Raw genomic sequence first — 22,119 nt, forward strand, 5'->3', positions numbered from 1 at the left:
CAGCCCTTCGAGAATCGGGAGCCATGACGGGGTTCCGCTCAGGAGATCCCGAGTTCCCTGTCGATCAGGTCGAACATGTCCTCGTCGGAGGCGGCGAGCAGTTCCTCGTCGACCGTCGCCTCTTCCGGCTCTTCGGATGCGGCCCAGGTGTCCAGCAGCGTGCGCAGTGATGCGGTGAGTGCCTGCCGTGCGGCGGGGTCGGACGCCTGCCGGTAGGCGGCTTCGAGCTGGTGCAGACCGGCGGGCAGATCGGTGGCCGGTCCGCTCACGGCCGGCAGCAGTTCCGCGTCCAGGTGGTCGGCGAGCGCGTTCGGCGTCGGATGGTCGAAAACGATGGTCGCCGAGAGGCGGGTGCCGAAGACCCCGCTGAGCCGGTTGCGCAGTTCCACCGCGGTCAGGGAGTCGAACCCCATGTCGCGGAAGGCGCGTCCCGGTTTGACGGTGTCGGACGGGCCGTGTCCCAGGACCGCGCCCACATGGGCGCGGATCAGGTCGACGAGCCGGCGTCGGCGCTTGCCCTCGGGCAGTGCGGCCAGTTCGGCCAGCAGAGCGGTGGCCGCGTCGGCTCCCTCGTCCTGGGCCTCGGGCCGCGCGGCGTTTCGTGCGGCGAGGAGTTCCCTCACCTCGGGCACCTCGTCGATGAGCGGCCGGTGTCCGTGGGCGCAGTAGGCGGCCAGGAAGCGGTCCCAGCGGATGTCGGCGACCACGAGGGTGCTCTGTCGCCCGGTGCTCGCCCCGGCCAGGGCGCGGACCGCGAGTTCGGGGGCCATCGCCGGGACTCCGCGGCGCAGCAGTTGCTCGCCGACCTCTTCGTCGACCATGCCGCCGCCCGCCCAGGCTCCCCAGGCGATCGAGGTGGCGGGCAGCCCTTGGGCGCGGCGCTGTTCGGCGAGGGCATCGAGGTGGGCGTTGGCGGCGGCGTACGGGGCCTGTCCACCGTTGCCCCAGACGCCGGCGCCGGAGGAGAACAGGACGAAGGCATCCAGGGGGTGTCCGGTCAGCAGGTCGTGGAGGTTCTGCGCGCCGCGCACCTTGGCGTGCATCACGCCGGCGGCGTCCTCGGGGGTGAGGTCGCCCAGCGGCCGTGCCGTCTCGACCGCGCCCGCCGTGTGGACGACCGCGGTGAGGGGCGCCTCGTCGGGCACCTGGGCGAGCAGCGCGGCGAGTGCGGCGCGGTCGGCGACGTCGCAGGCGGCGATGGTCACGCGGCAGCCCAGGGCGGTGAGTTCGTCGCGCAGTGCGGCCGCTCCGGGCGCCTCGGGGCCGCGCCTGCTGGTCAGGATCAGGTGTTCGGCGCCGTCCTGTGCCAGGGACCGGGCGACCTGCGAGCCGAGGGCTCCCGTTCCGCCCGTGACGAGGACCGTGCCGTGCGGTCGCCATGTGTCGGCGTCGGTCCCGGACGCGTGGAGCGGTGTACGGATCATGCGGCGGACGCTGACACCTCCCCCGCGCACCGCGAACTCGGTCTCCCGGCCGCCGTCTCCCCCGGTCCGCGCGGTGAGCAGAGCCGGAAGTACGGGGGGTACGGCGGACTCCGTGTCACCGGCGGGCAGGTCGACGAGGCCGCCGCAGCGGTCGGGGTCGTCGAGGCCGATCACCCGGGCGAGTCCCCACACGGCGGCCTGCGCGGGATCGGGGGCGCCGTCGCCTTCGCCGGTCGAGACCGCGCCTCGGGTCAGGCACCACAGCCGGCCGGGTATCGCGGCGTCGTCGAGTGCCTGGACGAGTGCCATCGTTCCGAGCAGCCCGTACGAGACGCCCGGACCGTGCTCGCTCGCACGGGTGTCGAGGGCGAGCAGGGACAGGACGCCGTCCGGTGTCACGTCCGCGGGAAGGTCCGCGAGCAGTCGCTTGGCCAGCTCGCCGCGCCGGGCGGAGTCGGGCACGGACAGCTCGACGGTCCGGGCACCGGCGGCGTGCAGGGCGCCGAGGGTGGCCGTGACGAGAACGTCGTCCTGGTGGGTTTCGGGGACGGCGACGAGCCAGGTGCCGTCGAGGGTCGGGGCGGGTGTGCCCGGTTCGGGCTTCGGCCGCCAGACGATGCGGTAGCGCCAGCTGTCGAGGGTGGAACGCTCGCGCCGGCCGCGGCGCCAGGACGACAGGGCGGGCACGATCGCACCCAGCGACTCCTGGTCCTCGATCCCGAGAGTACGCGCGAAGCCTTCCAGGTCACCGTCCTCGACGCTCTTCCAGAACGCCTCGTCCACCGGATCCGCCACCGCAGCCGAGGCCTTCGGCAACTCGAGCCAGTAGCGCTGGTGTTGGAAGGCGTAGGTAGGCAGTTCGACTCGGCGTGGCTGCTGTTCGGCGAAGGCCTGCCCCCAGTCGACGGTGACACCACGCGTCCACGCCTCACCGAGGGAGGTGTAGAAGCGGGCCAGTCCGCCCTGACCTCGGCGCAGAGTACCTGTGACCACGGCCTCACTACCGGCCGCCTCCACCGTCTCCGCGACCGGAACGGTCAGCACCGGATGCGGGCTCATCTCCAGGAACGCACCATGCCCCGAAGCGATCAATTCACGTACGGCAGGCTCCAGTTGAACGGTCCGACGCAGATTCGTGTACCAGTACGCGCCGTCCGTGACCGCCGACTCCAGCCACTCCCCCGTCACCGTCGAGAAGAACGGCACCTCCGGCACCCGCGCCACCACCGGGGCGAGGACCTCCAGGAGTTCTTCCCGGATCAGCTCGACATGCGCGGAGTGCGAGGCGTAGTCCACCTCCACCCGCCGCACCCGAACATCCTGCGCACCCGCCTGCTCAACGAGCTCGTCGAGAGCGTCCGCATCACCGGAGACCACGACCGACGTCGGACCATTGACCGCCGCGACCGAGATACGACCGCCCCAGCCGGAGATCAGCTCCTCGGCCCGCTCACGCGACAGCGCCACCGACACCATCCCACCGTGACCGGCCAGCGCGGTGATCGCACGACTGCGCAACGCCGCCACCCGCGCACCGTCCTGCAACGACAACGCACCCGCCACGACCGCAGCCGCGATCTCCCCCTGCGAATGCCCCACCACCGCCGACGGACGCACACCGAACGACTCCCACAACGCCGCCAGCGACACCATCACCGCCCACAACACCGGCTGCACCACATCCACCCGGTCCAGCCCCGGAGCACCCTCCACACCCCGCACCACATCCATCAACGACCACTCCACGAACCCGTCCAACGCCACCGCACACTCACCGAACCGCGCCGCGAACACCGTGGAAGAGTCGAGGAGTTCGACCGCCATCCCCACCCACTGCGCACCCTGACCCGGGAACACGAAGACGGTGGACGGAGGTGTGGCGGCGGAGCCGGCGACACCGGAGGCGACCACCTCCGAGCCGATCACCAGCGCCCTGTTCTCGAACACCGAACGGTGGTGGAACAGAGTCCAGGCCACATCGACGGGACGCACACCCGCCTCCCGCAGGTCCGTCTCCCGCAGATGGGACAGGAGCCGCTCCGTCTGGTCGCCGAGCGCCTTCTCCGAACGGGCCGACACCAGCAGGGGGACACTCACCCCCGCGGGATCGGGTGCGTCCGTGCGGGCGGGCTCGGTGGGTACCGGTTCGGGCTGTTCGATGATGACGTGGGCGTTGGTGCCGCTGATGCCGAAGGAGGAGACGCCGGCGCGCCGGGGATGCTCGCTCTCCTGCCAGGGCCGGGCCTCGGAGAGGACCTCGACCGCGCCGGCCGACCAGTCCACGAACGACGACACCTCGTCGGCGTGCAGGGACTTGGGCAGCACACCGTGCCGCATCGCCTGCACCATCTTGATGACCCCGGCCACACCCGAAGCGGCCTGGCTGTGACCGATGTTCGACTTCACCGAACCCAGCCACAACGGCCGGTCCGCGTCCCGGCCCTGCCCGTACGTGGCCAGCAGCGCCTGCGCCTCGATCGGGTCACCGAGCTTGGTGCCCGTGCCGTGCGCCTCGACGACATCGACGTCCTGCGCGGTCAGGCCCGCGTTCGCCAGGGCCGCCTGGATCACTCGCTGCTGGGACGGTCCGTTGGGGGCGGTCAGGCCGTTGGACGCGCCGTCCTGGTTGATCGCGGAGCCCCGGACGACCGCGAGTACCTCGTGTCCGTTGCGGCGCGCGTCGGAGAGCCGCTCCAGCAGCAGGACACCCACGCCCTCGGACAGGGCGAAGCCGTCGGCTTCGGCGGAGAAGGGCTTGCAGCGGCCGTCCGGGGACAGGGCCCGCTGCCGGCTGAAGGCGATGAAGGGGCCGGGCCCGGACATCACGGTGACGGCACCCGCGAGGGCGAGGGAGCACTCTCCGGAGCGCAGTGACTGGACGGCCATGTGCAGGGCGACCAGCGAGGAGGAGCAGGCCGTGTCGACCGTCACGGCGGGGCCTTCCAGGCCCAGGGTGTAGGCGATGCGGCCGGAGGCGACGCTCGCCGCGGCTCCGGTGGCCAGGTAGCCCTCGGCCTCCCCGGCGGCGGCGCGCAATTGGGCGGCGTATTCCTGGTCGGTCATGCCCAGGTAGACACCGGTGCCGCTGCCGCGCAGTGCCCGCGGGTCGATGCCGGCCCGCTCCAGTGCCTCCCAGGTGGTCTCCAGCAGGAGGCGCTGCTGCGGGTCCATGGCCAGGGCCTCGCGGGGTGAGATCCCGAAGAAGGCGGCGTCGAACTCCGCCGCGTCCTGGAGGAAGCCGCTCTCGCGGACGTAGCTGGTGCCGCTGCGGTCGGGGTCCGGGTCGTAGAGCGCGTCCAGGTCCCAGCCGCGGTCCGTGGGGAACTCCGAGATGACATCGGCCTCCTCACGCACCAGCCGCCACAGGTCCTCCGGCGAACGCACCCCACCCGGATACCGGCACCCCATCGACACGATCGCGATCGGCTCACCGTCGACGACACCGTGCGTCACCGGTGCAGCGGTCTCTGCGGGGTCCTGGCGGGAGCCGAAGGCCTGCTCTTCGAGGAGGTCGGCCAGGGCCGAGATGCTGGGGTGGTCGAAGACGACGGTGGTGGGCAGCCGCAGACCGGTGGTCCGGCCGAGGCGGTTGCGCAGTTCGACGGCGGTGAGCGAGTCGAAGCCGAGGTCCTTGAAGGCGAGTTCGGTGTCGATGTTCTCCGCGCTGTCGTGGCCGAGGACGGTGGCCACCTGTCGGCTCACCAGGTCCAGCAGGGCTGTGCGGCGCCGGGCCGGGTCGAGTCCCGTCAGGTGCTGGAGCGGCGCGGGGTCGGATCCGGACGTCCGGTTCTCGTCGTCGGCGGGCTGTGCCTCGGGCAGTTCGGCGAGCAGGTCGCTGCGCCGGACCGAGGTGAACACCCCGGCGAAGCGCCGCCAGTCCACGTCGGCGAGCGCGATGAGCGTCTCGTCGTGGTCCAGCGCCTGCTGGAGGCCGGTGACGGCGGTGTCCGGATCGATGACGGGCACGCCGCGGCGGCGGAGGGTGTCCTGAAGGTCCTCGGCGATCATGCCGCCGCCCGCCCAGGGACCCCAGGCGACCGAGAGGACGGGCACGCCGTCCGCGCGGCGCTGCTCGGCGCGTGCGTCGAGGATGGCGTTCGCGGCGGCGTACGCGCCGTGGTCGGCGACGCCCCATGTCCCGGAGATGGAGGAGAAGTAGACGACCGCGTCGAGTGCGGCCGGGTCGAGCGCGTCGTCGAGGTGGTCGGCGCCGAGGACCTTCCCGGACAGGGTCGACACCAGGTCGGCGATCCCCGCGTCGTCGAGGGATCCGAGGGCGCTGATGCCCGCGGCGTGCACGACCGTACGGACGGGCGGTACTTCCTCCTGTTCCAGGTGCCGTATCAGCCCGGTGACGGAGTCCGGGTCGGCCATGTCGCAGGCGACGATGCTGACCGCGGTGCCCTGCTCCTCGAGTTCCCGGCGGAGCTCGTCGGTGCCCGGTGTGTCGGCGCCGCGGCGTCCGGTCAGTACGAGATGGGCGGCGCCCTGGCCGGCGAGCCAGCGTGCCATGCGGACGCCGAGGGCGCCGGTGCCACCGGTGACGAGGACGGTGCCGCTCGGTTTCCAGGAGCGTGCGGCGGGTGCGCGGCCGTACGGTGCGCGGATCAGCCGGCGGCCGAAGGCCTTGCCGCCGCGGACGGCGATCTGGTCCTCGGTGCCCTCGCCGGCGAGGAGGTGCACGAGCAGCTTCAAGGTGGATTCGTCGGCCGTCTCGGGGAGGTCGATCAGACCACCCCAGCGTTTCGGGTGCTCCAGGGCGGCGACGCGGCCGAGTCCCCAGACACCTGCCTGGACGGGAGCGGCGGGTGCCCTGTCGTCGGCGGTGGCGACGGCACCGCGGGTGAGGCACCACAACGGTGCCTGGATCTCCGCGTCGCCCAGCGCCTGGACGAGGGTGAGGCTCACGGCCAGGCCCCGGGGTACGGACGTGTGCTCGGGGTGCGGCAGTTCGTCGAGGCCGGTCAGGGAGAGGACGCCGCCGAAGGTGCGGTTCTCGGCCTCGGCCCGCAGGCGTTCCGCCAGCCGCTGCCGCTCGGAGTCCGCGGTGCCGACCGTCAGGACGCTGACGCCGTCCGTCCGTTCCGTGAGAGCGCCGAGGACGGCCCGGAACAGCGGGGCGTCATCGAACGTCTCGGGGACGACGAGCAGCCAGGTGCCGTCGGCGTGGGCCCCGGTTGGCGCGTGGGTGGACAGCGGCCGCCAGACGATGCGGTAGCGCCAGCTGTCGAGGGTGGAACGGGCCTGCCGCCCCTTGCGCCACGACGACAGGGCCGGAACCACCGAACCCAGCGACTCCTGGTCCTCGATCCCGAGAGTACGCGCGAAGCCTTCCAGGTCACCGTCCTCGACGCTCTTCCAGAACGCCTCGTCCACCGGATCCACTGCCGCTGCCGATGTCTTCGGCATCTCCAGCCAGAACCGCTGCCGCTGGAAGGCATACGTCGGCAACTCCACCCGCCGCGGGCGCTGCCCGGCGAAAGCCTGCCCCCAGTCGACCCCGACACCACGCGTCCACGCCTCACCCAGCGAGGTGTAGAAGCGGGCGAGCCCGCCCTGACCACGGCGCAGAGTACCGGTGACCACAGCCTCACTCCCGGCCGCCTCCACCGTCTCCGCGACCGGAACAGTCAGCACCGGATGCGGGCTCATCTCCAGAAACGCACCATGCCCCGAAGCCACCAACTCACGTATTGCAGGCTCCAGTTGGACGGTCCGACGCAGGTTCGTGTACCAGTAACCGGCATCCGTGACCGCCGACTCCAGCCACCCACCCGTCACCGTCGAGAAGAACGGCACCTCCGGCTCACGTGCAACAACCAGGGCAAGAACCTCCAGCAGCTCCTCACGGATCAGCTCGACATGCGGGGAATGGGACGCGTAGTCCACCTCCACCCGCCGCACCCGAATGTCATCGGTGCCCGCCCGCTCCACCAACTCGTCGAGCGCGTCCGCGTCACCCGAGACCACGACCGACGTCGGACCGTTCACCGCGGCCACCGAGATACGACCGTCCCAGCCCGCGATCAGCTCCTCGGCCCGCTCACGCGACAACGCGACGGACACCATCCCACCCTGTCCCGCCAGTGCGGTGATCGCACGGCTGCGCAAGGCCGCCACCCGCGCACCGTCCTGAAGACTCAACGCACCCGCGACGACCGCAGCCGCGATCTCACCCTGCGAATGACCCACCACCGCCGACGGACGCACACCGAACGACTCCCACAACGCCGCCAGCGACACCATCACCGCCCACAACACCGGCTGCACCACATCCACCCGGTCCAACGACCGGCCCTCACGCACCACATCCAGCAGATCGAAGTCCACGAACCCGTCCAACGCCGCCGCACACTCACCGAAGCGAGCCGCGAACACCGGCGAGGAATCCAGCAGTTCGACCGCCATCCCCACCCACTGCGCACCCTGACCCGGGAACACGAAGACAGCGGACGGAGGTGTGGCGGCGGAGCCGGCCACACCGGAGGCGACCACCTCGGAGCCGATCACCAGCGCCCTGTTCTCGAACACCGAACGGTGGTTGAACAGAGTCCAGGCCACATCGACAGGACGCGCACCCGCCTCCCGCAGATCCGCGTCCCGAAGGTGCGAGACAAGGCGCTCCGTCTGGTCGTCGAGCGCCTTCTCCGAGCGGGCCGAGACCAGCAGGGGCACCGCCGGCTCATCCGTCTCGGGAGCCGGCTCGGTGGCCGCCGCCGCCGGTCCGGGCTGCTCGGATGCGGGCTGCTCGATGATGACGTGGGCGTTGGTGCCGCTCACGCCGAAGGAGGAGACGCCGGCCCGCCGAGGGCGGTCGTCCTCCTGCCAGGGCCGGGCCTCGGAGAGGACCTCGACCGCGCCGGCCGACCAGTCCACGAACGACGACACCTCGTCGGCGTGCAGGGACTTGGGCAGCACACCGTGCCGCATCGCCTGCACCATCTTGATGACCCCGGCCACACCCGAAGCGGCCTGGCTGTGACCGATGTTCGACTTCACCGAACCCAGCCACAACGGCCGGTCCGCGTCCCGGCCCTGCCCGTACGTGGCCAGCAGCGCCTGCGCCTCGATCGGGTCACCGAGCTTCGTGCCCGTGCCGTGCGCCTCGACCGCGTCCACGTCGACGGCCGACAGGCCGGCGTTCGCCAGGGCGGCGCGGATGACACGCTGCTGCGACAGGCCGTTGGGGGCCGTCAGACCGTTGGACGCCCCGTCCTGGTTGATCGCCGAGCCGCGGACGACCGCGAGGACCTCGTGTCCGTTGCGGCGCGCGTCCGAGAGCCGCTCCAGCAGCAGGACACCCACTCCCTCGGCCCAGGCCGTGCCGTCCGCGCCCTCCGCGAACGGCTTGCACCGCCCGTTCGCCGCGAGCCCGCGCTGCCGGCTGAACTCCACGAACATGCCCGGGGCGGCCATGACGGTGGCGCCTCCGGCGAAGGCGAGGGAGCACTCTCCGGAGCGCAGTGACTGGACGGCCATGTGCAGGGCGACCAGCGAGGAGGAGCAGGCGGTGTCGACCGTCACCGCGGGGCCTTCCAGGCCCAGGGTGTAGGCGATGCGGCCGGAGGCGACGCTCGCCGTGGTGCCGGTGAGGACATGGCCCTCGACCGCTTCGACCGCTTCGTGCAGGCGCGGACCGTACTCGGGGGCGGTGGCTCCGATGAAGACGCCGGTGGCGGTGGACTGCAGTCCGTGCGGGTCGATGCCGGCGCGTTCCAACGCTTCCCAGGTGGTCTCCAGCAGGAGGCGCTGCTGCGGGTCCATGGCCAGGGCCTCGCGGGGTGAGATCCCGAAGAAGGCGGCGTCGAACTCGGCGGCGTCGTGCAGGAAGCCGCCTTCGCGGACGTAGCTGGTGCCGCTGCGGTCGGGGTCCGGGTCGTAGAGCGCGTCCAGGTCCCAGCCGCGGTCCGTGGGGAACTCCGAGATGACATCGGCCTCCTCACGCACCAGCCGCCACAGGTCCTCCGGCGAACGCACCCCACCCGGATACCGGCACCCCATCGACACGATCGCGATCGGCTCACCGTCGACGACACCACGGGCCGCCGGAACGGCCGTTGCGGCTCCGGTGTCGTCGTGTGCCGTGTCGAGGTGGCGGGCCAGGCGGGCCGGGGTCGGGTGCTCGTAGACGACGGTGGCGGGCAGGCGCAGGCCGGTGGCCCGGTTGAGGCGGTCGCACAGTTCGACGACGGTGACCGAGTCGAAGCCGAGGTCTTTGAACGAGCGTGCGGGGTCGATGGCGTCGGCGTCGGTGTGGCCGAGGATGAGGGCGGCGCTCTCGCGGACGAGCCGGAGACTGTCGCCGGTGCCGGTGCCGGTGCCGGTGCCGGTGCCGGTGCCGGTGCCGGTGCCGGTGCCGGTGCCGGTGCCGGTGCCGGTGCCGGTGCCGGTGCCGGTGCCGGTGCCGGTGCCGGTGCCGGTGGCGGGTGTCGGGGCTTGGTGGGCAGGTGCCGCCGGGGCGGTGCGGGGGTGTGCGGGGGTGCCGGGGGTGGCGTCGATCCAGTGGCGGCGGCGCTGGAAGGCGTAGGTCGGCAGGTCGACGGTGCGGGGCTGGTGGGCGGTGAAGGCCGGGGTCCAGTCGACGTCGGCGCCGCGTGTCCAGAGTTCTCCGAGCGAGGTGTAGAAGCGGGTGAGGCCGCCGTCGTTGCGCCGCAGGGTGCCGGTGACGACGGTGTGTTCCGCGTGGTCGGCCGCGGCCTCGGCGGTCTCCCGGACCGGGGTGGTGAGCACGGGGTGCGGGCTGACCTCGACGAAGACGGTGTGTCCGGCGGCGGCCAGGGTCCGTACGGCGGGTTCCAGGAGGACGGGCCGGCGCAGGTTGGCGTACCAGTAGGCGGCGTCGGTGCGGGCGTCGCGCAGCCAGTCGCCGGTGACCGTGGACAGGAAGGGGATCTCGGGCGTGCGGGGGGTGAGCGGGGCGAGGAGGCGCAGCACCTCGTCCTGGACGGCTTCGACGTGCGCGGAGTGGGAGGCGTAGTCGACGTCGATGCGGCGTACGCGTACGCCTCGGTGTTCGGCTTCGGCGGTCAGTTCGTCGAGGGCGGTGGTGTCGCCGGAGACGACGACCGAGGAGGGGCCGTTGAGGGCGGCGACGGCGACCCGGCCGTCCCAGGCGGCGATGAGGGTGCGTGCCTGGGGCTCCGGGAGAGCCACGGACATCATGCCGCTGAGGCCTTTGAGCGCGATGAGTGCCTTGCTGCGCTGGGCGACGGCCAGCGCGCCGTCCTCGAGGCTCAGCGCGCCGGCGACGCAGGCGGCGGCGATCTCGCCCTGGGAGTGTCCGACGACCGCTGCCGGTCGCACGCCGTGTGCCCGCCACAGGGCGGCCAGGGACACCATGACGGCCCACAGGACGGGCTGGACGACTTCGACGTCGGAGCGGTCCAGGGAGGGTGCGCCGGCGTCGCCGCGCAGGACGGCGGAGAGCGACCAGTCGACGTGCGGGGCGAGTGCGGCCTCGCACTCGGCGATCCGGTCGGCGAAGGCGGGCGCGGTGGTCATGAGTTCGTCCGCCATGCCGGCCCACTGGCTGCCCTGGCCGGGGAAGACGAAGACGGGCCGGTCGAGGGACCCGCCCGCGGGGCCCGGGGGGATGGCGGCGGTGAGGTGGCGCAGGATGCCGGTGGAGTCGGTGGCGGCGCCGACGGCCCGGTATTCGAGGGGGGTGCGGGTGGTGAGCAGGGACCAGCCGACGTCGATGGGGTCGGCGTGGGCGGCGGGGTGGGCGGCGAGTCGTCCGGTCTGGGCGTGCAGGGCTTCGGGGCTGCGGGCGGACAGCAGCCAGGGCACCACGGGGCGCTCGGTGCTTGAAGCGGGCCGTGCGGTGCTTAAGCGGGCCGTGCGGTGTCGGTGGCCCGGGGTGCGGGCGGGGTGCGCGGGGGTGCCTGTTCGAGGACGAGGTGGGCGTTGGTGCCGCCCATGCCGAAGGAGGAGACGCCGGCGCGCAGCGGGCGGCCGGGGTCCGGCGCGGTCCACTCGGTGGTCTCCAGCTGGACGCGCAGGCCGAGTTCGTCCAGGTCGATGGCCGGGTTGGGGGTGGTGTGGTTGAGGCTGGGGACGAGTTGGCCGTGGGCCAGGCAGAGGACCACCTTGAGCAGTCCTGCGATGCCGGCCGCGCCCTCCAGGTGACCGATGTTCGTCTTGACCGAGCCGACGGCCAGCGGGGCCCTGCGGTCGGGGTGGGTGCCGACGGCGGCGCCGAGCGCGGCGGCTTCCACGGGGTCGCCGACCCGGGTGCCGGTGCCGTGGAGTTCGACGTAGTCGATGCTGCCCGGGGCGACGCCGGCGCGGGCGCAGGCGCTGCGGATGGCGGCCTGTTGGGCGGCGGCGTCGGGGGTGGTGAGGGTGGCTCCCGTGCCGTCGTTGTTGACGGCTCCGCCGCGGATGACGGCGTGGATGCGGTCGCCGTCGGCCAGTGCCCGGGCGAGGGGCTTGAGGACGACGAAGCCGGCGCCCTCGCCGCGGACGAATCCGTTGGCGCGGGCGTCGAAGGTGTGGCACAGGCCGTCGGGGCTGAGGCCGCCGAACTCGGCGAGGGCCAGGGTGCTTTCGGGGGTGAGGTTGAGGTGGACGCCGCCGGCGAGGGCGAGTTCGCAGTCGCCCGCGCGCAGGCTGTCGCAGGCGAGCTGGACGGCGACGAGGGAGGACGACTGGGCGCTGTCGACGGTGAGGCTGGGGCCGCTGACGCCGAGGGCGTAGGAGAGGCGGCCCGCGATGAGGCCGCGGTTGAGGCCGGTGGCGGTGTGGTGGCCGACGGCTTCGCTGCCCTGCCGGTGGACGAGTGCGGCGTAGTCGGAGACGTCGGCGCCGACGAAGACGCCGGTGGCGTGCGGCAGGCCGGTCACCGGGAGTGCGGCGTGCTCCAGTGCCTCCCAGCCCAGTTCGAGGACGAGCCGTGCCTGCGGGTCCATGGCTTCGGCCTCGCGGGGCGAGATGCCGAAGAAGGCCGCGTCGAAGTCCGCGGGGGCGTCGATGAAGCCGCCGCGGTAGGGGATCGTGGTGCCCCGGCCGGTGGTGAAGGCGTCGTCGTGCGGTGCGCCGGTACGACGGTCCTCGGGGGCGTCGGTGATGGCGCTGCGGCCTTCCGCGAGCAGCCTCCAGTAGGCGTCCGGTCCGCTCGCGCCGGGCAGCCGGCACGCAAGGCCGACCACGGCCACGGGTTCGTGGGCCGAAACGGTGGTCCGGGCGTCCGCGGGTACCGGCTCGTTCATGGATGGCACTCCAAACACCAAGGCGACGGGGTCGGGGCAGCCCTCACGGTTGCACGGTGTCCGGCGCGCTCCGCGCTCCTGCCAGGTGCTCTAGGGGAATTCCTAAGCGGTGCCCCGGTGCCCGGGAAGTGCCTTTCGCGGGCTCTGGGACCTGCCTCCATAGCGAGGGAGTGCGGGTCCGGGCAAGGGGACAAGTCTAGGCGTCTGCCCGAACTGGGGACGGCACGCTCAAGGGGCGGCAGCCGACTGCCGCGAGGCCTGCGCCCGTGTGCCGACAGCGTCGTGCGCGCGGGCCGATCGCTGTACCCCTGAAGGAGAAGAGGCGCATCCATGACCGCGATGAACCTGGTGTTGCCGTCACGTGCCGCAGGCCCTCCCCTCGTGTCCCGGCTGGCGGCGTCGGCGGCGGTGGTCGAGGGCGGGGTGATGAGCAATGCGGAGGTGTTCGCCTGGCTCGACGAGCGGCAGCGTGAGCAGCAGCAGCATGTCGAGCGGGTGCCGTTCGCGGCTCTGCGTGGCTGGCGTTTCGACCAGCGCACCGGCGATCTGCGTCATGACAGCGGGCGGTTCTTCTCGGTGCTGGGGCTGTCGGTGCACTCGGACTTCGGGCCGGTGCGGACGTGGTCGCAGCCGATCATCCACCAGCCGGAGATAGGGATCCTGGGCATCGCGCTGCGGGACTTCGACGGCGTTCCGCATCTGCTGATGCAGGCGAAGTCGGAGCCGGGCAACGTGAACGGCGTGCAGTTGTCGCCGACCGTGCAGGCGACGAAGAGCAACTACACGGGTGTGCACGGTGGTTCGGCGGTTCCGTACATGGACCTCTTCCGCAGGCCCGGGCCGGGGCAGGTGGTGGCGGACGTCCTGCAGTCGGAGCAGGGGTCGTGGTTCCTGCACAAGCGCAACCGGAACATGGTCGTGGAGGTGGGCCCGGAGGTGGTGGCCGGCGACGACTTCGCCTGGCTGACACTGGGGCAGGTCAACCTGCTGCTGCGGCACGACAACCTGGTGAACATGGACGCCCGTACGGTGCTGTCCTGCCTGCCGGACTGGCGTGGCGGCCGGGAGAACCTGGTCGAGGACGCCGGCTGGTCGCTGCACACCGGCCGGGAGGTCCGCACCTGGATCACCCGGCGGCGTGCGGAGCACGAGGTGAGCGTGGCGCCGATCCCGCTGGCGCAGGCGCAGGGCTGGCTGCGTACGCAGCACGCGGTGACGCACTGCAACGGCCTGTACTTCGATGTCGTCGCGGTGGACGTGTCCTCCCGCGGGCGTGAGGTGCCCGCCTGGTCGCAGCCCTTGCTGGAGCCCCGTGGCATGGGTGTCGCGGCGCTGTTCGTGAAGCGGATCGACGGGGTGGTGCACGCTCTGCTGCGGGCCCGTGCCGAACCTGGCTTCCTCGACGTGGTGGAGCTGGGTCCGACCGTGCAGTGTGTGCCGGAGAACTACGAGCATCTGCCCGAGGCGGACCGGCCGCCGTATCTCGCGCAGGCGCTGGCGCGCCGCGAAAGCGCCCGCTACGACGTGGTGCTGTCCGAGGAGGGCGGCCGGTTCCGCAACGCGCAGAGCCACTACATGATCATCGAGACGGAGAGCGACTTCCCCGCCGTGTCGGACGAGTTCCGCTGGCTGACACCGCATCAGCTGGATGAACTGCTGTGCTACAGCCACCATTTGAACGTGCAGGCCAGGACACTGGTCGCGGCGTTGAGGTCGCTGTGAGCGGCGCCGCGCAACGGCCGCTGCGGCTGGGTGCGCTGGGGACCTCGTCCATCGCGCGCCGTCGTACGCTGCCGAGGGCGGTGGCCGCGCCGGAGGTGGAACTCGTCGCCGTCGCGGGCCGGTCGCCGCAGAAGACGGCGGCGTTCGCCGAGCGGTTCGGCTGTGCGGCGGAGGCGGATCTCGCGTCGCTGCTGGAGCGCCCGGACGTGGAGGCGGTGTACATCTCCACGCCGACCGCGCTGCACCGCACCTGGGCTGCGCGGGCGCTGCGGGCGGGCAAGCACGTGCTGGTCGAGAAGCCGGTCGGGGTGAACGCGCACGAGGCACGTGAACTGGCCGACCTGGCGCGGGAGCGCGGGCTGGTGCTGCGGGAGAACTTCATGTTCCTGCACCATCCGCAGCACGCCTTCGCCGCGGACCTGGTGCGCCAGGGGCGGCTGGGCCGGCTGAGCACGATGCACGCCGCCTTCTGCATTCCGCCGCTGCCCGCCGACGACATCCGCTACGTGCCCGACATGGGCGGCGGGGCCCTGCTGGACGTGGGGGTGTATCCGCTGCGCGCCGCCCAACTGCTGCTGGGCAAGGGGCTCCAGGTGGCCGGGGCGGTGCTGCGCACGCGTCCGGACGGGCTGGACCTGTCGGGTCAGGCGCTGCTGGTCTCACCGTCCGGTGTCCTCGCGAACGTGACGTTCGGTTTCGAGCACGCGTATGCGTCGGCGTACTCGCTGTGGGGTGACACGGCGCGTCTGTCGGTGACGCGCGCCTTCACCCCGCCGCCCGCGTACCAGCCCGTGCTCGTGCTGGAGGAGCAGGATCACGAGGAGCGGTTCACGCTCCCGGCCGCCGACCAACTGCACAATTGCCTGGCCGAGTTCGCGGCGGCGGTCCGGCGGGGCGACACGGGCGGCGCCGAGGAGGCCGACAGGCGCCGGGCCGTGGTGGCGGGCATGGACCTGGTCGACCTGGTGAACAAGGTGGCCGTGCGGGTGCCCGTGGGTGACGGCCGGGAGGAACGGGACAGACCCACCGGCGGCAGGTGAGCACCGTTCCCCGATCATGACGTCCCGCCGTGCACGACGACCGGAAATCGCCCTCCCCGTGGGCGCACCCGTGGTCCACTGCCGGGCAGACCACCGTAAAGGGGGAGGGCCCGGAAGCCGACGAGCGGCGCACGCCCCCGTAACCCGTCCCGCCACGCCCACCGGCTTACCCGGATGCCGACCGCACCCCAGGAGTGTCCTCATGGCTCCCCCCACCTCCCCCGGTTCCGCCTACGACAGTCCGCCGCCCCCGCCCGCCGGGGACGCGGACGAGGTTCCCGCGTCGCCCAGGGCCCCGGCCGGGGCATGGGGCTTCCTCGCCACCGTGGTCTGCGACATCGTCCTGCCGGCCGCCCTCTACTACGTGCTGCGCGACCTGGGCGCCGACGAGATCACCTCGCTGCTGGTCAGCGGATCGGCGCCCGCCCTGCACACGCTGTACTCGGCGGTGCGCCACCGCAAGGTCGACGCCCTCGGCGTCTTCACCATCACGCTGCTCGCCGTGAGCGCCCTCGCCTCGGTCGTGACCGCCAGCCCGCGCATCGTGCTCGCGCGCAACAGCCTGTTCACCGCCCTCGCCGGGGTATGGCTGCTGGTCACCCTCTTCACCGCCCGCCCCTTCACCTACCAGGCCGTCAAGGCACTGCTGCCCGGCCGTGGCGAACGCCTGGAGAGCCTGTGGGAACAGGACGTCGCGTTCCGCCGTGTGTGGCGCGCGGTGACCGTCCTGTGGGGCCTGGGGCTCCTCGCGGACGCCCTGCTGCGCCTGATCATGGCTTACACCCTGCCCGTCGACAGCGTGCCCGCGCTCGACGCGGCCCTGTACGCGGCCACCTGGATCGTGCTCCAGGTCGTCACGCAGATCGCGCTGTACCGCTCGGGCACCTTCCGCAAGATTTTCTCCCGCTGACACCCGGCCGGAGCCGGCCCGGGGCCCGACAGACTTAACGGTCGTTTAATTCGGATCTTTCGCGCTACATATGTAACTTCGAGATGATTATTCGGTTACGTGTGGTCGGTGTCGAGTTCGCCGACGGGTGCCCCGGCGGCGGGCCGGGCACCCGTCTCGCGCCGCCCGGCGCCGCCCGCCGTGCGGGCGGCCGCAAATGGGCAGCCGCGGTCGCGGGCGGCATCCGGCCGCCGCCCCGGATCGCCGCCGCAAACCCCGCGGCACCGGCCGCGGCCGGTGCCGCGCCCCGCGCGAAGGCCGTCGATCACGGCCCCCGCCTCGGCATCCTGGCCGGGACCGGCCACCCCGCAACCCGGGCGAGCCGCACGGGCGTTCCGGGGCGCCACGCTGTCGAGCAAACTCCCGGCCCGCCGCCCCGGCGCCCGCCGCGGGCACGGCGGTCCCGCCGGCGACAGCCGGGGGTGCCCCGCGCACCGGCCGGGTGCGCCCCCGCGAGCCCCTCCGCGCCGGGCGCGAGGACGGCCGCACCCGGCGGTCACCTCACGGACCGGAGGAAGGGTGAAGGTGACGTGAAGGTGTCGCCGGGGCGCGGTGGACGCGGCGGTCCCGGCGGGGTTGTGAAGTCGGCGGTCACAGCGGGCCCGCAGGCATAACCCGACCGAATACGGCGCACGCGCCACGGGCCGCCGCCGCTTCTCCTGACGGACGTCAAATGAGCGAGAACGTGTCCGGCCACCGGCGCCACGGGCCGGACACCGGCCGGTGATTGGTCCCCGCGGGGCTCCGCCGTTGTCGCGGGCCGCCTCGTGAGCCCCAACCTCCATGCGGGAAAGTCTGGTTCGGGCATATCCAGCGAAGGGCCACGCAAACTTGAGACTCGCTGGAGACCCACTCGAAAGACGGTTGAATCCTGCAACGCGAACGTCAATTTCCGACCGCTTTCCTCTCTTCTTGTCGCTGCACCGCGCATTCGGCCGCTTGGCCACCTGTCGGGGAATTCCCCGACACCGCCCCAGCCCGCACCCACCCCCACCTGCACTTCCTGCCATGCAGGCACCGGCCAGCAGCAACCTCTTGGAACGCGCCTGACGATGCGCCAGCCTGCCCGTCAGCCGCAGCGACGAGGGAGGCCCCGTGCCGCACGGGCAGGGCGGTGAGCCCGGGCAGGGTGTCCGCGCACACGAACTGGCCCTTCTGATGGAGGAGTTGGATCACGCGCGCGCGGCGTCCGGGTTCGTGCGGCTGAGCGGCGAACCGTGGGTCGGCAAGACCCGGCTGGCGCTCCGTCTGGCCCGGGCCGCGGCACACCGGGAGTGGGCCGTGGCGTGCGGCCGGGCCGCCCGGGACGGGACCGGCCGCCCCTTCCACGCCCTGGTGGACGCGCTCGACGACCAGCTCGCCTCGGCGGATCCCGCCGCCCTGGAACGGCTGGGGCCGGCCCGCCTGCGCGTGCTGGCCCAGGTCTTCCCCGCCCTGGGCGGCACCTTCACGGGAAGCCCGCGCGACGTCGACGTCCACGCGGTCGCCCGGGCGGTTCGTGCCGTGCTGGAGCAACTGGCGGGCCGGCGCGGGCTCCTGCTGGTGCTGGACGACGCGCACCGCGCGGGGCGGGAGGTGGCCGAGTTCGCCGAACACCTGCTGCGCCGCCCGCCGGACGCCCCCGTGCTCACGGTGCTCGTCCACCGCGGCAGCGGGCAGGGCGCCGGCCGGCTGGCCTCGCTCGCCCACCCGGACGGCGCCGTACGCCACATCCCGCTGCGGCCGCTGCCGCGCGCGGCGGCCGCCGCGCTGCTGCCCGCCGGGCTCGCCCCGCTGCACCGGGAGCTGATCCTGCGGGACGCGGCCGGGGTGCCGGGGCTGCTGCGGGCACTGTCCGACGGCGAGCCGCCCGATACCGGGGGTGTCCCCCACAGCAGCCTCGAACTGGCCTGCGGCCCCTCCCCGTTGGCACCGTCCGTCCAGGCGCTGGATCTGGGCGCGCTGTCCCCGCTCGCCCGGCGCGCCGCAGCCTCGGCCGCCGCTACGGGTGACCCCTTCACCGTGGAGACGGTGGCGCACACCGCCCCGCTGTCCGTCGCGGAAGCCCTGCGCGCGATGGACGAACTGCACAGCGAGGGCATCGTCGGACCGGACCGCCGGGCGGGGTGGTTCCGCTTCCGCCGTCCCGCGGCCCGGGCCCTGTTGCACCAGGCCGCGGGGGCCGCGCAGCGGCGTGCGGCCCGGGAGCGGGCGCTCGCCGCGCCGGCCATGGGCGAGGACACCGGCGCGGCGGTCCCCGCGCTGCTGGAGACCACCGCGCCGCCCACGGCCGCGGAGGCGGACCTCCTGGAGAAGTACGCGCGCACCACGGTCTTCACCCAGCCGGCCCGCGCCGAGCGGGCCGCCCGCCGGGCGGCGGAACGTCCCGGCGCCCCGCCCGGCGCGTGGCTGCTGCGGTGCCAGGCCCTGGTGCTGTGCGGGCGGCCGGCGCAGGCACTGACCGAGTACGCGCGGCGGTGGCCCCGCCAGGAGGCGGGACGGCCCCCCGCCGGCGCCGCGGAGCGGACCGGGACCGCCGTGTGGACCGAGGCCGCGGTGTGGCGGGCCCGGGCGCTGCGGCTGCTGGGGGCCCGCGCGCAGGCGAGACGTGTGCTGCGGGCGGTGTCCGCCGAGGACCGTGCCGCCGTCCCGGCGGCGCAGGCCGAACTGGCCGCGCTGCTGCTGGAGTCGGGGCAGCTGGCACGGGCGGCCGCGCTCGGCGCCGCCCGCCGCGCGGTGCGCTGCGCGCCGCAGAGCGACGTGGCCGCGCACAGCCATGCGCTGGCGCTGCTCGCCGCCGCGCACGCGGCGCGGGGGGCGGCCGAGGCGGCCCGGGAGGCGGCCGGGGAGGCCGGACCGCTGCTGTCCGGGCTCGGCCGGGAGGGGGCGGCGCCGGTCGTGGAGGCGTGGCGCTGGCTGGGCGAGGCCGTGGCGGACGGCGACGGCCGACGGGCCCGGCGGTGTTTCCAGCTCGGTTTCGACCTCGCCCTGCACCACGGGCAGGGGCATTTACTCGGCTCCTTCGCGCTGGGGCTGGCACGGGCCTGCCTGGATTCCGGGGACCTGACCGCCGCCGCCACTCACGCCCGTTTCGCCGCCACGGAATTCGACCGGCTCACCGCATATGATTCGTCAGTCGCCGCACAGGATCTCCTCGAATTCATCGAAGAGGGTCCTTGGCATCATCCGGAGAAATATTTCGGAATTCCGCTCAGTACCCGCGAGAGAGAAATCGCGATGCTTATAGGCCCGGGTCTCACGAATAAACAGATCGCGGCCCGCATGAACATCAGCGTCAAGACCGTGGAAACCCACCTCGGGCGCATATTCAAAAAACTCGGGGTGAAATCACGGGCGCAGGTCGTCTTCCTCCTCTCTTTTCCGGTGTCCGAATTCCCGGCCCCCGGGGAGGAATGCGGGCCCACTCCGCGGAGGCCGGCCACCGTCCGTTCACCCTCACCCGGAGGGCACCCGCCCGGCTCCGGGTGAACGGACGGTGGCACGGGGGTCCGCCCGCGGAGGCGGTTCTGCCGGTGGCCGGTGCCCCCGGCAAAACCGCGGACAAACGGACCCGGTACGCCCGCTACGGGCACCTTTGCGGCCACAAAGGTGCCCGCCGACCCGGCTCCAGGACGCCGCCGCCAAGGACAACGCGCAGGTCCGGACCGGCGCCGGAGGATCGGGCGGGCCGGTGACGGGCGGGAGCGGGTCCGGGAGGATCCCGCCGGCCGCGCCGATGACGGCCGTATCGGGAACACGGGACCACCTTGCCCGCACACCGCCGCCACAGACCGACCGACCGCCCGGTACGCACCTCTCCACCAGGCCCGCAGGCCGCCGCCATGCACAGGAGCGGGCGCCTCGTCCAGAGCCTTACGGGCAGAGTGTCGGGCAGCGTCCGGCGGCGGCCCGCGGGGCCCGGCCGCCGGGCCCCGCGGGTCGCCGGCCGGGCGTGTCGGGCCCCGGGATCCGGCCAGGCCGCCGGGGCCCGGCCGGCTCCCGCGCCGGGCGGTTCCCGGCGGGCGCCCCGCGGGCGCCGTCCGGGCCACCGAACAGGCCTTACGTCGTCCAGGGCCGCATGCCCCGAGTCGCGCACGTCATGTGTGACAGCCGGAATTCGCCGAGGTGTCCAACAGTCCCCGGGCCGTCCGGCGGGAGCGGGGCCGGGGCCGCGCCGCACGCCGGAGCGAGCCTCGTCGCGGCGCGTACCGGCACGTCACCGGGCCCGCCCCCGCGGCGGGGCCGAGAGGCCTCGGCACGGCCCACCGCGGGCCGCGGCGTGCGCTCCCGGGGGCCGGCTCGACGGGCCGGCTGGTCGGGGCCGGCCCGTCGGGGTGAAACATGAGCAAAGCCCGCTTTACGGACATGCCGACGGGCGGTCCGGGAAGCACCGGCCCGCCCGCGTCACAGCTGATCCATCAGCCCCACTGGTCGTCCCCGAGCGGCGCGGCGTGCACGGAATGCGCCGGGAAGGGCGACGAGACGGCCACCTGGCCGTGCGCAATGGCGGGAACCGTAATGTTGGCCCCGAGCGCGCCGATGAATCCGGCGGTGGCCAGAAGTCCGGCGGTCGTGATTCGCAGTACAAGCTTGCTCATAGCTACCCCCACGTTCGACAGTTGGCCTTGCAGCAGCAAGACTCGCCGACCGGGGTTCTCCGCCCAACCCATTCCTGATGTCGTAAAGTTGCCTGACAAGAAGTTCCGTCGCGCGGGAATGCGAGCCTCCAGTGCCTGAAAGCTCTCTCCCTGCAGGCGCTTTCGCCATGCTGGATGACGCAGAAGCGAAGGCGTACCGCAATGCGGTCCTGCTGGGCCGCTTTGTCCGCGAGGAGATGGCGACCGCCCTCGGCGTCTCCCTGGAAAAGGTGGCACAAGTCGAGGAGCGTCTGACGGCGCTCAGCCTGCTGCGTCCGCTGCCCGGCGAACCGGAACTGCTGGTGCCGGTGAGCCCCGACACGGCGGTGGCCGACCTCGTGGGACCGGCCGAGGGCCGCATACGGGACCTGCAGCGGGAGGTCACCGAGATCCGTGACCAGATGGGCGCGCTGCGCGCGACGTACTTCGAGAGCCGCCAGCAGCGCAACCAGGCCGAGGCCTTCGACGTGATCAGCGACATCAACGCGCTGCAGGCCGTGCTGGACGAGCAGGGCGAGCGCTGCCGCACCGAGATGCTCAGCGCCCAGCCCGGCGGTGCCCGCCCCTCCAGCCTCCTGGCCAACGCCCGGCCCAGGACCCTGGAGCGGCTCAGACGCGGGGTGCAGATACGCCACCTCTACCAGCACACCGCGCGCAGCGACCTCGCCACCGCCTCCTACGTGCGGGCGATCACCGAGCACGGGGCCGAGGTGCGCACCACCGACGAGCTGATCGACCGGATCGTCATCTACGACCGGGAGGTGGCCTTCCTTCCCGAGCAGCACGTGGGCGGCCGGGCGCCCGGCGCGGTGGTGGTGCGCGAGCCGACCCTGGTGGCCTTCATCTGCCGGGTCTACGAGCATCTGTGGTCCGGGGCCACCCAGTTCGTCCCCGGGGCCGAGGACGGCAGCGAGATCACCGACGACCTGAAGCGGTCGATCATCAGGCTCATGGCGCAGGGCTACAAGGACGAGCTCGTGGCCCGCCGGCTGGGCATGTCGGTGCGCACCTGCCGCCGGTACATCTCCCAGATCATGCTGAGTGTCGACGCCAACAGCCGTTTCCAGGCCGGGGTGCACATCGCGCTGACGGGGCTGCCGGACCTCCAGTGAACCGGTCCGGCACTGCATGCCAGGCCACAACCTGTCACCGGACGCA

At 72.9% G+C, this 22,119-nt stretch carries 8 protein-coding genes; 5 read left to right on the forward strand and 3 right to left on the reverse strand.

The features are described from left to right. Window positions 1-38 precede the first annotated feature (38 nt). Together HEP85_RS00755 and HEP85_RS00760 are read right to left on the reverse strand one after the other, a co-directional pair. The gene (locus HEP85_RS00755) at window positions 39-11,216 is read right to left on the reverse strand and encodes a type I polyketide synthase (RefSeq protein WP_282189820.1); all 11,178 of its coding nucleotides are present in this window, start codon (window positions 11,214-11,216) and stop codon (window positions 39-41) included. A 35-nt stretch (window positions 11,217-11,251) separates the two neighbouring features. Then, the gene (locus HEP85_RS00760; protein ID WP_168525192.1) at window positions 11,252-12,634 is read right to left on the reverse strand and encodes a polyketide synthase; all 1,383 of its coding nucleotides are present in this window, start codon (window positions 12,632-12,634) and stop codon (window positions 11,252-11,254) included. Between the two features lie 330 nt (window positions 12,635-12,964). On the opposite strand from HEP85_RS00760, the gene HEP85_RS00765 reads away from it, so the two are divergent. The 4 genes from HEP85_RS00765 (at window position 12,965) to HEP85_RS00780 (ending at window position 19,813) form a co-directional block, all read left to right on the forward strand. Beyond that, a complete protein-coding gene (locus HEP85_RS00765; protein ID WP_168525194.1) occupies window positions 12,965-14,356 on the forward strand; it encodes an NDP-hexose 2,3-dehydratase family protein in 1,392 nt (463 codons plus the stop codon). Further along, a complete protein-coding gene (locus tag HEP85_RS00770) occupies window positions 14,353-15,396 on the forward strand; it encodes a Gfo/Idh/MocA family protein (RefSeq protein WP_248001747.1) in 1,044 nt (347 codons plus the stop codon). Before HEP85_RS00765 ends, HEP85_RS00770 begins: the two co-directional genes overlap by 4 nt. Window positions 15,397-15,598: 202 nt before the next feature. Beyond that, entirely contained in the window at window positions 15,599-16,306 is a 708-nt protein-coding gene (locus HEP85_RS00775) for a VC0807 family protein (RefSeq protein ID WP_211117764.1), read from the forward strand. Window positions 16,307-17,440: 1,134 nt separating this feature from the next. Further along, window positions 17,441-19,813 carry a LuxR C-terminal-related transcriptional regulator gene (locus HEP85_RS00780; RefSeq protein ID WP_369657521.1) on the forward strand — a complete coding sequence of 791 codons (2,373 nt, stop codon included), beginning with the start codon at window positions 17,441-17,443 and terminating at the stop codon, window positions 19,811-19,813. Window positions 19,814-20,742: 929 nt separating this feature from the next. Here the strand turns inward: HEP85_RS00780 and HEP85_RS00785 are convergent. Continuing rightward, complete coding sequence (locus tag HEP85_RS00785; RefSeq protein ID WP_168525202.1) at window positions 20,743-20,922, reverse strand: hypothetical protein; 180 nt, start codon at window positions 20,920-20,922, stop codon at window positions 20,743-20,745. A 167-nt stretch (window positions 20,923-21,089) separates the two neighbouring features. On the opposite strand from HEP85_RS00785, the gene HEP85_RS00790 reads away from it, so the two are divergent. After that, complete coding sequence (locus tag HEP85_RS00790; protein WP_168525204.1) at window positions 21,090-22,073, forward strand: hypothetical protein; 984 nt, start codon at window positions 21,090-21,092, stop codon at window positions 22,071-22,073. The last annotated feature ends 46 nt before the right edge of the window (window positions 22,074-22,119 follow it).

Origin of the sequence: Streptomyces sp. RPA4-2 (genome assembly GCF_012273515.2) — a bacterium.
GTDB classification, from domain to species: domain Bacteria; phylum Actinomycetota; class Actinomycetes; order Streptomycetales; family Streptomycetaceae; genus Streptomyces; species Streptomyces kaempferi.

What these genes read in the sequence shown, in the direction of transcription:
- HEP85_RS00760 (WP_168525192.1), bottom strand. Translation starts at nt 12,634, where the DNA reads ATGAACGAGCCGGTACCCGCGGACGCCCGGACCACCGTTTCGGCCCAC.
- HEP85_RS00765 (WP_168525194.1), top strand. Translation starts at nt 12,965, where the DNA reads ATGACCGCGATGAACCTGGTGTTGCCGTCACGTGCCGCAGGCCCTCCC.
- HEP85_RS00775 (WP_211117764.1), top strand. Translation starts at nt 15,599, where the DNA reads ATGGCTCCCCCCACCTCCCCCGGTTCCGCCTACGACAGTCCGCCGCCC.
- HEP85_RS00785 (WP_168525202.1), bottom strand. Translation starts at nt 20,922, where the DNA reads ATGAGCAAGCTTGTACTGCGAATCACGACCGCCGGACTTCTGGCCACC.
- HEP85_RS00790 (WP_168525204.1), top strand. Translation starts at nt 21,090, where the DNA reads ATGCTGGATGACGCAGAAGCGAAGGCGTACCGCAATGCGGTCCTGCTG.